Here is a 12,435-nt window from a genome sequence, read left to right as displayed (position 1 = left end):
AGAAAAGGGCCGGCAAATGGCCGGCCCCGGAATTCTAGCGCAAAGCCCGTTGGGCGGTATTCACCGACGCTGTGTCGATGCTTGCCAACGGGTGTCGTGCGTAATTCTCTAACTTGCTCAGTCTTCGAACGAAGCCATACCCGACTGTTGGTAGTTTTGTAGGCCGACCTTGGCGATCAGTTCGATCTGCGTTTCCAGCCAGTCGATGTGCTCTTCCGTGTCGTGCAGGATTTCGTTGAAGATTTCGCGCGAGACGAAGTCCTTCACGGTTTCGCAGTGCGCCACGCCTTCCTTGCAGGTCTTCTGCGAGAGGTATTCCAGCTTCAGATCGCAAGCCAGAATTTCTTCCGTGTTCTCGCCGATGAGCAGCTTGTGCAGGTCTTGCAGGTTCGGCAGGCCGTCGAGCATGAAAATGCGCTCGATGAGCTTGTCGGCATGCTTCATCTCACCGATCGACTCGTCGTACTCGTGCTTGCCGAGCTTGTCGAGACCCCAGTGCTTGTACATGCGGGCGTGCAGAAAGTACTGGTTGATCGCGGTCAGTTCGTTGGTGAGCTGAGCGTTGAGGAGTTCGAGGACTTTCTTGTCGCCTTTCATTTCGGATCCCTATATGCAGTTGTGCAATTTGCAAGCGGTTGAACGATAGCCTGAAAAGCTCGGAAAGCCAAGCCCTGCAAGGCTTTTCGTGAACCGAGACACGAATGGTAACGCGATCCATTCGCGTTGCATTCGGCCTGTTTTCAACAAGAAAAAGGCCCGGGCATTGCCGGGCCTTTGACTACAACGCCATTACGACAGCATTACGCCGCTGCGACCGGAATCTTGCCGATCTTGGCTTGCCATTCCTTCGGGCCGGTCTGGTGCACCGACACGCCGGTGGAATCCACCGCGACGGTGACAGGCATGTCCTTCACGTCGAATTCGTAGATGGCTTCCATGCCCAGGTCTTCGAAGGCCAGCACGCGTGCGGCGCGAATTGCCTTCGACACCAGATAAGCGGCACCGCCCACGGCCATCAGGTACGCAGCCTTGTGCTTCTTGATCGCTTCGATGGCGGCCGGGCCACGTTCCGACTTGCCGATCATGACCGCGAGGCCCGTCTTCGACAGCATCATGTCGGTGAACTTGTCCATGCGCGTGGACGTGGTCGGACCGGCCGGGCCGACGACTTCGTCACGCACCGGATCGACCGGGCCGACGTAGTAAATCGCGCGGCCATTGAAGTCGACCGGCAGCGGCTCGCCCTTGGCGATCATGTCGGCGATGCGCTTGTGGGCGGCGTCGCGGCCCGTGAGCATCTTGCCCGAGAGCAGCAGCGTCTGACCCGGCTTCCAGCTGGCGACTTCTTCCGGCGTGAGCGTGTCGAGGTCGACGCGCTTGCTCGTCTCGGTGTTCGGTTCCCAGTGCACGTTCGGCCAGGCGTCGAGCGACGGGGCGGCGAGGAACGAGGGGCCCGAGCCATCGAGCGTGAAGTGCGCGTGACGCGTGGCGGCGCAGTTCGGGATCATGGCGACCGGCTTCGACGCGGCGTGCGTCGGGTAGTCGAGAATCTTCACGTCGAGCACCGTGGCGAGGCCGCCGAGGCCTTGCGCGCCGATACCGAGGGCGTTGACCTTCTCGAACAGCTCGATACGCAGCTCTTCGTTCCAGTTCTGCGGGCCGCGCTTGATCAGGTCATGGATGTCGATCGGGTCCATGAGCGATTCCTTCGCGAGGACCATGGCCTTCTCGGCCGTGCCGCCGATACCGATGCCGAGCATGCCCGGCGGGCACCAGCCGGCGCCCATCGTCGGCACGGTCTTCACGACCCAGTCGACGATCGAGTCGGACGGGTTGAGCATCACGAACTTCGACTTGTTCTCCGAGCCGCCGCCCTTGGCTGCGACCGTGATGTCGACCTTGTCGCCTTCCACGATTTCGTAGTGGATGACGGCGGGCGTATTGTCCTTCGTGTTCTTGCGGCCGCCTTCGGGCGGGGCAACGATCGAGGCGCGCAGCACGTTCTCGGGGTGCATGTAAGCCTGACGCACGCCTTCATTGATCATGTCCGTGAGGCTGCGCTTGGCATCCCACTGCACGTTCATGCCGACCTTCACGAAGACGGTCACGATACCGGTGTCCTGACACAGCGGGCGGCGGCCTTCGGCGCACATGCGGCTGTTGGTCAGAATTTGCGCGATGGCATCCTTGGCGGCGGGGCTTTCTTCGGCCTCATAGGCACGGCCCAGCGCTTGGATGTAATCGTCCGGATGGAAGTAGCTGATGTACTGAAGGGCACCGGCGACGCTCTGAATGACGTCGTCTTCTTTAATGACGGTAGACATGAAACGGCTCTCGACTTAGTGGGGACTTGGTGAGGATTTAATGGGTGTTGTTATTCGGTACAGCCGGTACAGCTTGGGGGGTAGCGTACGCCGGGGCGTGGCTGTCGTTGGTCATCTTGTTGACCACGGCCATCACGACGGCGGAAAGCAGGAACGAGATGTGGATGACGACTTGCCACATGATCGTGTGCGGCGTTTGCTGGGACGCATCGATAAACGTCTTGAGCAGGTGGATCGACGAGATGCTGATGAGCGCCATCGAGAGCTTCACCTTGAGCACGCCGGCGTTCACGTGATCGAGCCATTCGGGCTCGTCGGGGTGGCCTTCCACGCCGAGGCGGGAGACGAAGGTCTCATAGCCGCCGATGATCACCATGATGAGCAGGTTCGAGATCATCACCACGTCGATCAGGCCGAGCACGACGAGCATGATCTGCGTTTCGTCGAAGCTGGCGGCGTGGGTGACGAGGTGCCAGAGTTCGGCGAGAAACTTGTAGACGTAGACGCCTTGCGCTGCGATCAGACCGAGATAGAGCGGCAGTTGCAGCCAGCGGCTGAAGAAAATGATGCGGGGCAGCGGGCGCATCGGCGCGTCGGAGGAGCGGCCGGGAGTCGACATGGCAATCTTGACGAAGTGGGGGACATTCGCCTGCGCCCGAAGCCGCAGGCCATTATTATCAAATCAACATCAAATCAAAGCATCGGGCCGGATTCGCGAGGCGAAATCCGACACCGGCGGCATTTTACAACGTCTTGCCGGGCGAGCCGCCCTTATCCGTGGGGGCAGCGGTTAGTTTCTTGCTGGCGCCCGCGCCGGGCATGGCGGCAAGCACGACGCCCGAGACCGTCAGCGCCAGCGCTGCGCCTTGGGTGAACGTCAGCTGTTCGCCGAGAAACACGACCCCGTAGGCCGTGGCGGCGACCGGCACCATGGCAGTGAAAACGCCCGCCAGCTGGGCGCTCACGTGGCGAATGCCGCGCATCCAGAGGAAGAACGAGAACACGCTCGCGGCGAGCCCGTACCAGACGATGAGGGCCCAATGGCCGGGCGTGAGTACCGAGTAATCCACGGCCATCAACCCCACGATGCCGAGCGGCAGCATCATCGCCCCGCCGAGCAGATGGGTGTACGCGCAGATATCGATCGCCGAGAGTTCCGAAGCGAGGCGCTTCGAGACGATCACGTAAATCCCCTCGCACACCACGGCGCCAAGCACCAGCAAATTCCCAAGCCATGCGTTGCCAGTAGCGCCGCTGCCACTGCCCGCCCCGTGCGCGTCGCCACGAGAAAGATTCAGCAATGCCACCCCGAGGATCGCCAGCCCGATGCTCACCAGCGTGCGCCGCGACGGGTGCTCGCGCAGCACGGCCCATGACAACAGGGCGACGCAGGCGGGCAGCGTGGCGGTAATCACCCCGGCGGCGGTGGCCGTGGTCTGACGTACGCCGTAGAGCATCAGCAGGGTGAAGAGAAACGTCCCGAAGAACGTCTGCACAAAAAGGTTGCGCCATTGCGACCGGGTGACGAGCCGCATTCTCGCCGGGCGATAACGCGGGGCGAGGGCGATGACGGCGATCACGAAGCGCCAGAGGGCGAAGGCGGCCACGGGCATGACGGCGACCATGGTTTTACCGATGCCGACATTGGTGCCGACGAAGGTCATGGCCAGGGCCAGGGCGAAACTCGGAAAGCGGGCAAACAGCCGGTCGGTCGACGATGACGACGCGTGGGCTGAAGGCGTGGATTGGGACGAAGAGGTCGAATTCACGGGCGCTCCGGGCGAGTCCGGGGTTGGCGGGATAGGGATGATGCGGGTAGGATTGTAGCGAATACGCCACGGTCTGCTGCACCGCAGTGACGCGCTTGCGTGAGTCCCGCACGCGAGAGACGTCACGCGGGTGCACCAGTGTAAGGCGTTAGTAAGTCGCTCGTCTTAATGTGGCGTTAGCGATTTGTTTTGGCTTGATTGCAATCGTTTTTGCATATCCATAAGAGGGGACAACTCATGGCAGCAATTGAATCGGTAATGCAGGAGCAGCGCATTTTCGCGCCGCCGCAGGCGCTCGTCGCCAAAGCGAACATCTCCGGCATGCCCGCCTATGAGGCGCTGTGCGCCGAGGCCGAGAAGGATTACGAGGGATTCTGGGCGCGTCAGGCGCGCGAGAATCTGGCCTGGCACAAGCCGTTCACCAAAGTCCTCGACGAGACCAACGCTCCGTTCTACACGTGGTTCGAAGATGGTCAGCTCAATGCGTCGTACAACTGCCTCGACCGCCAGATCGAAGCCGGTCTGGGCGACAAGGACGCCATTCTCTTTGAAGCCGACGACGGCACGGTGACCCCGGTCACCTACCGCGACCTGCTGGCGCGCGTGAGCCGCTTTGCGAACGCGCTCAAGGCTCAGGGCGTGAAGAAGGGCGACCGCGTCGTGATTTACATGCCGATGTCGATCGAAGGCGTCGTGGCCATGCAGGCCTGCGCACGGATCGGCGCGACGCACTCCGTCGTGTTCGGCGGCTTTTCGGCCAAATCGCTGAACGAGCGCGCGATCGACGCCGGCGCCGTGGCGATCATCACCGCCGACGAGCAGATGCGTGGCGGCAAGGCGCTGCCGCTCAAGGCCATCGTCGACGAGGCGCTGGCGATGGGCGGCTGCGATCACGTGAAGTCGGTGATCGTCTACCGCCGTACCGGCGGCAACGTGGCGATGCAGGCGGGCCGTGATCATGTGCTGCAAGACTTGGTCGCGACGCAATCGGATCAGTGCGAGCCGGAGTGGGTGGGCGCGGAGCATCCGCTGTTCATCCTTTACACGTCGGGCTCGACGGGCAAGCCGAAGGGGGTGCAACACAGCACCGGCGGCTATCTGCTGTGGGCGTCGCTCACGATGCAGTGGACGTTCGACATCAAGCCGGACGACGTTTTCTGGTGCACGGCGGATATCGGCTGGATTACCGGCCACACGTACATCGCTTACGGCCCGCTCGCGGTCGGTGCGACGCAGGTCGTGTTCGAAGGCGTGCCGACGTATCCGAATGCCGGGCGTTTCTGGGAGATGATCGGTCGCCACAAGGTGTCCGTGTTCTACACCGCGCCGACGGCCATTCGTTCGCTGATCAAAGCGGCCGAGCAGACACCGGACGTGCATCCGAAGAAATACGATCTGTCGTCGCTGCGCATTCTCGGGTCGGTCGGTGAGCCGATCAATCCGGAAGCGTGGATGTGGTACTACGAGAACATTGGCGGCGGCCGTTGCCCGATCGTCGATACGTGGTGGCAGACGGAGACTGGCGGTCATGTGATCACGCCGCTGCCGGGCGCGACGCCGCTCGTGCCGGGTTCGTGCACGCTGGGGTTGCCGGGGATCGACGTGGCGATTGTCGATGAAACCGGGCAGGACGTGCCGAACGGTCAGGGCGGCATGCTCGTGATCAAGCGCGCGTGGCCGTCGATGATTCGTACGATCTGGGGCGACCCGGAGCGTTACAAGTCGAGCTACTTCCCGCCGGAGTTGGGTGGGAAGATCTATCTGGCGGGTGACGGTTCGATTCGCGATGCGAAGACCGGGTACTTCACGATCATGGGGCGTATCGACGACGTGCTGAACGTCTCGGGTCACCGCATGGGCACGATGGAGATCGAGTCGGCGCTGGTGGCGAATCCGATCGTGGCGGAGGCTGCGGTGGTGGGCCGTCCGGACGACACGACAGGCGAGGCGATTGTCGCGTTCGTGGTGCTCAAGCGTTCGCGCCCGACGGGGGACGAGGCCAAGCAACTGGCGCTCGAACTGCGCAACTGGGTGGGCAAGGAGATCGGACCGATCGCCAAGCCTAAGGACATCCGCTTCGGCGACAACCTGCCGAAGACGCGTTCGGGCAAGATCATGCGCCGTCTGTTGCGCGTGATCGCGAAGGGCGAGGAGATCACGCAGGACACCTCCACGCTTGAAAACCCGGCGATTCTCGATCAGTTGAAGCAAGCGCAGTGAGTTGGCTGCCGCGTCGATGAGACGCGGTGGTGCGGCGTGGGGCGCCATCGTTGAAGATAGCGCGTCACGTCGTGCGGGATCTGTGCTCTGGAGATTGGTCCGGGCACAGATTCCTCAGACTGCGAAAGCCGAGACAACTTCCTCGAAGCAATGTCTGTGGGGTTCCGTCAGGACTTGATGGGCCACGCGAGCGCACACGGTGCGCGGATATTGCTGCACCTCGGAACATGGCGATGATAAGTCTTCCGCTGCGTGCTGGCGGTACGTCGGTGCTGCGGAACGCCGGAGTGCGTCGATGGTGAATCCCCCGAAAACCGATGCCGGTGATCTGTCAGCAACGTCCGCATTGACGGACGGTTTGCCACGCGATTCGCATTGGCATCGAGAAGCTGCTGCGATAGCTGCGCGTCACTGGCACCGCACGTTGTGGCTGGTGGCGGCGCTGATGGCGATCGGCTTCGTGGTGACGTTCGTTCCTCAGTTCTGGGCGCGCGAATGGATGTCGGTGCGCTTTGCCGGCTGGCCGTTGCCGTTCTACATGGGCGCGCAAGGTTCGATCCTGATCGATATCGGACTGATCGTCGTCTATGCGTTGGTCCAGCGTCGTAACGACGCACGATATCGCGCTGACCTGCAAACTTTGCGCCGTGCACACACTGACAGCCTTGGACTTGGTGACGCAGCGGTTTCCGGCATGTCCGGTGGCGTGCAGGGCGCTGCTTCCGCTTCTTCTCGCGCCGCGTCGGCGCCGACTTCCCGATGAGTTACACGCGCAGGCTGCTGCGCTACTACCTGTATTACACGGCGGGTTTCTTCGCGTTCGTGCTGATGATCGGTTTGCTAGAGCGGGTCAACGGGCCGGGCGTATGGATCGGTTACGCGTTTCTGTTCGTGACCATTGCCGTCTACGCGGTGATCGGACTGATTTCCAGAACGTCAGATGCTACGGAGTACTACGTTGCAGGACGCCGCGTGCCACCGGTGTTCAACGGCATGGCGTGCGCGGCCGACTGGATGAGTGCGGCGTCGTTCATGGGGTTGGCGGGCTCGTTGTACGTGTCGGGTTACGACGGCTTGGCCTATGTCATGGGATGGACGGGCGGCTACTGTCTGGTGGCGTTTCTGCTGGCGCCGTACCTTCGCAAGATGGGGCGATACACCGTGCCGGACTTTCTCGGCACACGTTACGACAGCAATGTCGTGCGGGCGTTGGGGGTGTTCTCGACGATTCTGTGTTCGTTCGTCTATCTGGTGGCGCAGATTCAGGGCGTGGGGTTGATCGCGTCGCGCTTCATCGGGGTGGAATTCACCATCGGCATCTTCTTCGGGCTGGCGGGCATTTTGGTGTGCTCGTTCCTCGGCGGGATGCGCGCGGTGACATGGACGCAGGTAGCGCAGTACATCATCATGATCACGGCGTTTCTGGTGCCGACAGCGATGATCGGACACCAGACGGGACATGGTTGGTTTCCGCAGTTCAGCTACGGTCAGGCGTTGGCAAAGGTGGAGGCGCTGGAGCGTGAGATTCAGCAGTCGATTCCCGAGCGAGAGGTGCGCGATTATTACCGGGAGCAGGGTGAGCAGATGCAGCGCCGGCTGGACGGTCTGCCGGACAGCTTCTACACCGAGCGCGCGGAGCTGGAGCGTCAGTTGCTCGATACAAAGCGCCACAACGGGCCGTTGCGCGACGTGAAGGTGCTGGAAGCGAAGCTGGATGCGTTTCCGCGCGACGTTGGGGATGCGCAGAACCAGTGGCTGGAGTTGCGCAATCAGTATGCGGAGCGAAGTGAGCCACCGCATGCGATGACGGAGCCATTCCCGGCGCGTGACGAGACGACGCGCAGTTCGCAGCGATTGAATTTCCTGTTGTTGATGGTGTGCCTGATGATTGGCACGGCGAGCTTGCCGCACATTCTCACGCGGTACGGCACGACAGCGACGGTGCAGGGGGCGCGTAGCTCGGTGGGCTGGACGTTGTTCTTCGTGGCGCTGTTGTATGTGAGTGCCCCGGCGTTGGCAGTGATGCTGAAGTACGACGTGCTGCTGCATCTGGTCGGGGCGCGATACGAGAATCTACCGGGATGGGTGATGCAGTGGCGGCACGCGACGCCCGTGCAGTTGGACATTTCGGATGTTTATCGGGATGGCGTGGTGCAGTGGGGCGAAATCTGGATGCAACCGGACATGCTGGTGCTAGCCGGGCCTGAGATCGCGGGGCTGCCGTATGTGATCTCGGGATTGGTGGCGGCGGGCGCGTTGGCAGCGGTGTTGTCGACGGCGGACGGGTTGTTGCTGACGATTGCGAACGCGCTGTCGCACGACGTGTACTTCCACATGGTGGATCGCAATGCGTCGAGCCAGAAGCGGGTGACGACGTCGAAGATTCTGCTGTTGTGCGTGGCGATGTTCGCGTCTTACGTGACGTCGTTGAAGCTGGGCAATATTTTGTTTCTGGTGGGCGCGGCGTTTTCGCTGGCGGCGTCGTGCCTGTTCCCGGCGTTGGTGCTGGGGGTGTTCTGGAAGCGAACGACGCGGCTGGGCGCGACGGCCGGGATGGTGAGTGGGTTGCTGGTGTGCGTGTACTACATCATGACGACGTATCCGTTCTTCACAAGGCTGACGGGCTTCGCGGGCGCCCGCTGGTGGGGCGTGGATCCGATAGCCGCAGGGGCTTTCGGCGTGCCGGTCGGGTTCGCCGTGGCGATCCTGTTCAGCTTGCTGGGCGGGCGCCCGAGCGAACGGGACGAGCATCTGGTGGACCACCTGCGGCGCCCGTAAGGAATAAATTTTGAAGGGGTAGCGGCGAAAGGGGGTGGGATATTCCCGGCGACCTGCTATAATGCGCGACTCTTCAGGAGAGATGGATGAGCGGTTTAAGTCGCACGCCTGGAAAGCGTGTATAGGTTAATAGCCTATCGGGGGTTCGAATCCCCCTCTCTCCGCCACAGATAAACAAAGGGCTCCCCGTGCGGGAGCCCTTTGCATTCCTGCTGTAAAAATCCCACCTATCTTGGCGCGGCGTATTGATCCGCGATGGCCTGCGGCGAGGGATGCCCGCGACATGCCGATATCCAGCCTCAGAACTACGAAGCCGTTGCGTTGGACCTCAACTTACGGCACTCACCAACGAGCTCCGTAGCCAATTCGCCAAGCTCCCCGAACATCGCAACCAAGAATCTGTTGGGAATCTCCTTTCCGCTGTGCGTGGTGCATACCGCGAGAGCGAAGATGCGTTCGGAGAGTGTGCTGAGCTTGTCAGCCGACGTGTGGGATAGGGAAATTGCGGAAGCGTGGGAAGTCATGCGGGGAACCTCGATCTAGTCAATTCTTGGACCCCGCCACCCGCTGCATTGCGCAGGGGTGGGCGGGCACTGGACTAGGTTAGCGAACCGCTGATGATTCGGATTAGGCGGCACACCCGAAGGTGTCCCAATCCAGACCCGCCCGTGGACACGAAGGCGCGGCATTGCGCACACGAAAGCCGCAAACATCGCGACCGTGTGCCCGAAAACATCGTTCAGGTCGCTAAACCCGGTCGCGTTTGGGGCGCGACGGGAACCAGCTTAGCTATCCGAAGATGTGGGCACCACGCGTTCAGAGTCGCATTCTAGGGCACTCGTTGAAATTCAGAACATTCCGATGTCTCAATAGGGACTCTTCTTGTTCGATGGCGAAGATCGTCGCGATGAGCCGCCAGAAACGAAAACGGAGCCGAATGGCTCCGTTCACAAGTGGGCACAGACGACGCTATCCGTACCGTTTAACCAGCAGCCCACTACCGATGAGCCCTGCAATCATTGCGCCTATCGTAACAATGACGCTCGGAGTAAGCAGCGCCACAGCGAGGCCAACAGCAGTTCCACCACTGAGCGTGGATGCGAACTTAATCATCCCACTAGCGGCTTGCGGGCGATGCTGACTTGTGGGAAGAGGGCGGCCGTGCGCAAGGCGCATCTTCTTGATAGAACGCGCCCTCGATGCGCTAGCTGCAAGTCTTTTCCGCGTCGGCGTGGCAGACATCATCGACTCCGTTGGCTAATGTCACTTCTTGGATCGTGTGTGCCGTGACCACAATCACGATCATTAAGAAGCTCGTGGATACTAGCATGACCGTTGGTGGCTTCCATTCGTGATCCTCTCCACGTGCCATCATGGCTGCGGATAAGAGGATGGCGCATGCGATCGCCGCAACAAAACAGATCCAAACAACAACAAGATGTGGTCCGTGGACCGCGGCCTCGTAGCCCCGAATGCCCGCTTGAACGGCAAGAATAACCCCGCCATATAGCCATCCCATCGTGTCGAACGCTTCGCCCCAAGCCCATTTCACTCGTTTGGTCTCGGGCGTCACAAGCCATCTTGCTACTCCAAGAAATCCATAAATCAAACTCGCGCCAAAGAGTGGGAGCAACGCCTCAAGCAGTACCCATCTAGTGGCAGGAGACATGCGACTGCTCCTCGTCGTACATCAATTCCCCCTGCGGATTTGCCCATGTCTCTGGGGCGATATGGGGGCGGATTGTATGTCGAAGGCCAAACGCTGGGAGGACAGTCGGATTGTGTCGCTTGGTGAATAGTCGCTGCGAGAGCCGTCTGGTGTTCGGTTGCAGTGACGAAGTAACTTTGACGAGGCATGGATATTTGAGAGCCTGCCCAATCCGAAGCCGGAACCGAACCGCTCCACCCCATAATCCGCTCTCCGCCCCCATCCCCGCCCATGAATGATTTCTCATCGTGCATACACGTCGTTTTTTTCGATTGTGCGTAAAAAAATGGCTGCCTACCTTCTCCCTGCCGGTTCGTAATCAAAAAACACCGCTCGATTCGTCGCCGCGGCTGGCGCTCACACGTCGCCAGCACTTGCCGTACGCGGCTAGACGATCAAGCGCACTCGAATAACCGGCCGGGCCTGCTATTCAACCGGGTCCGGGGGGCAGAGCTATATGGATGGGAGATCCAGATGAAGAAAATCGCAGTCGGCCTGATCGCATTTTTCCTGATATCCAGCACGGCGCTGGCGCAGTCGAACGTGACGATTTATGGCGCAATTGATGAAGCGGTCGTGTACTCGAACAATGCCGGTGGTGGGAGTGTCGTGCAAATGCTCGACAGCTATCACTGGAATACGGTGTTTGGCTTCCGGGGGACGGAGGATTTGGGCGGTGGGCTGAAGGTCGTCTTCGATCTGGCGAGCTATTTCAATCTGTCCAACGGCAAGCAGTTCCGATCGGATACGTTCTTCAGCCGCAGCGCATGGGTGGGGTTGTCCAAGGCGGAGTACGGCACGCTGACCTTCGGGCACCACAACGATTTTTCGGTGCTGTTATTGGGCAATTCACCGGGATTCAATTCAACGTTCTCCCAAACCCCCGCGAATGCCGACCATATGGCGGGTGGCTACGTGAACAACTCAGCCTCCTATCGATCACCGACATTTGGCGGCTTCACCCTATTTGCGCTCTACGCACTCCCGGGTGGGACGTCCGACACCTACAACCGAGGCCGCGCGATGAGCTTCGCCCTGTCCTATGCAGATGAGCGATTCAAAGCGGCGGCTGTCGGCACCAAAATCAACGGTGTGAACTTCACGCCCACGCTGGCTGGCATGAAATCGTTTCTCGGCCAGACCGTTACCCCGTATCGCTCCTTTGCCGTCGATTCTCAAAACATCTATGGGGCAAGTGCCTCCTACAAGTTCGCCGAGAAGTGGACCGCAGGGTTGAGCTATACCGACGTGGCGTTTGCCGGGTTTGGCAAATATGAATCGATCCGCAGTGGCACGGTCGACGTCATTTACGATTTTCAGCCGGACCTCAAGATCACGCTCGGGTATGGACGCAGCGCCTTGGGTTCGGGGCGGCTCTCCAACTACAGCCTTTTCGTCGACAAATTCCTGTCGAAGCGGACCGACATTTACGTGGGGACGAGCTTCGTGACGTCCTCCGGCGCGACCCAATCGGCCGTCTTATTCCCTCTGGCACCGTCGACGACCAGCCGTCAATTTGCCGTGGCCACGGGGATACGCACCTTCTTCTGACCACCAGTAGTGCAATTAAAAAATCGAGAGGAATGCGCATTCGTTCGGGCGCGCTTTCTCCCGTCGAATTCAGAGCAAGTGCAGT

At 60.7% G+C, this 12,435-nt stretch carries 9 protein-coding genes and 1 tRNA gene; 5 read left to right on the top strand and 5 right to left on the bottom strand.

Annotation, left to right across the window (positions count from 1 at the left end):
* Nucleotides 1–117: 117 nt before the first annotated feature.
* From bfr to CDV44_RS17645, 4 genes are all read right to left on the bottom strand, one after another.
* Complete coding sequence (bfr, locus tag CDV44_RS17660; protein WP_058377509.1) at nt 118–597, bottom strand: bacterioferritin; 480 nt, start codon at nt 595–597, stop codon at nt 118–120.
* A gap of 203 nt (nt 598–800) precedes the next feature.
* A complete protein-coding gene (locus tag CDV44_RS17655) occupies nt 801–2,324 on the bottom strand; it encodes a fumarate hydratase (protein ID WP_058377510.1) in 1,524 nt (507 codons plus the stop codon).
* A 37-nt stretch (nt 2,325–2,361) separates the two neighbouring features.
* Nucleotides 2,362–2,943: a TIGR00645 family protein gene (locus CDV44_RS17650; protein ID WP_087689200.1), complete on the bottom strand. Its 582-nt coding sequence runs from the start codon at nt 2,941–2,943 to the stop codon at nt 2,362–2,364.
* 124 nt (nt 2,944–3,067) lie between these two features.
* The gene (locus CDV44_RS17645) at nt 3,068–4,027 is read right to left on the bottom strand and encodes a DMT family transporter (RefSeq protein ID WP_256388471.1); all 960 of its coding nucleotides are present in this window, start codon (nt 4,025–4,027) and stop codon (nt 3,068–3,070) included.
* A 303-nt stretch (nt 4,028–4,330) separates the two neighbouring features.
* Here CDV44_RS17645 and acs point away from each other — a divergent pair, with 303 nt between their 5' ends.
* The 4 genes from acs (at nt 4,331) to CDV44_RS17625 (ending at nt 9,258) form a co-directional block, all read left to right on the top strand.
* Nucleotides 4,331–6,313 (top strand): acetate--CoA ligase, encoded by a 1,983-nt coding sequence (acs, locus tag CDV44_RS17640; RefSeq protein WP_087689196.1) that lies wholly within the window; start codon nt 4,331–4,333, stop codon nt 6,311–6,313.
* 295 nt (nt 6,314–6,608) lie between these two features.
* On the top strand, nt 6,609–7,076 hold the full coding sequence (locus tag CDV44_RS17635; RefSeq protein WP_087689194.1) for a DUF4212 domain-containing protein: 468 nt from the start codon (nt 6,609–6,611) through the stop codon (nt 7,074–7,076).
* A complete protein-coding gene (locus tag CDV44_RS17630; RefSeq protein ID WP_087689191.1) occupies nt 7,073–9,091 on the top strand; it encodes a sodium:solute symporter family protein in 2,019 nt (672 codons plus the stop codon). The genes CDV44_RS17635 and CDV44_RS17630 overlap by 4 nt, the downstream gene beginning before the upstream one ends.
* Before the next feature lie 76 nt (nt 9,092–9,167).
* Nucleotides 9,168–9,258, top strand: a tRNA-Ser gene (locus tag CDV44_RS17625).
* A 1,037-nt stretch (nt 9,259–10,295) separates the two neighbouring features.
* On the opposite strand, the gene CDV44_RS17615 is transcribed toward CDV44_RS17625, so the two are convergent.
* Nucleotides 10,296–10,760 carry a hypothetical protein gene (locus CDV44_RS17615; protein ID WP_087689189.1) on the bottom strand — a complete coding sequence of 155 codons (465 nt, stop codon included), beginning with the start codon at nt 10,758–10,760 and terminating at the stop codon, nt 10,296–10,298.
* A 513-nt stretch (nt 10,761–11,273) separates the two neighbouring features.
* Between CDV44_RS17615 and CDV44_RS17610 the strand changes: the two genes are divergently transcribed.
* A complete protein-coding gene (locus CDV44_RS17610; protein ID WP_087689188.1) occupies nt 11,274–12,350 on the top strand; it encodes a porin in 1,077 nt (358 codons plus the stop codon).
* Nucleotides 12,351–12,435 lie beyond the last annotated feature (85 nt).

The sequence above is a fragment of the Pandoraea sp. PE-S2R-1 genome (assembly GCF_002179865.1).
Taxonomy (GTDB): Bacteria; Pseudomonadota; Gammaproteobacteria; order Burkholderiales; family Burkholderiaceae; genus Pandoraea.
The sequence above is the reverse complement of the archived record's forward strand: the minus strand, read 5'-3'. Positions and strand labels throughout refer to the sequence as shown.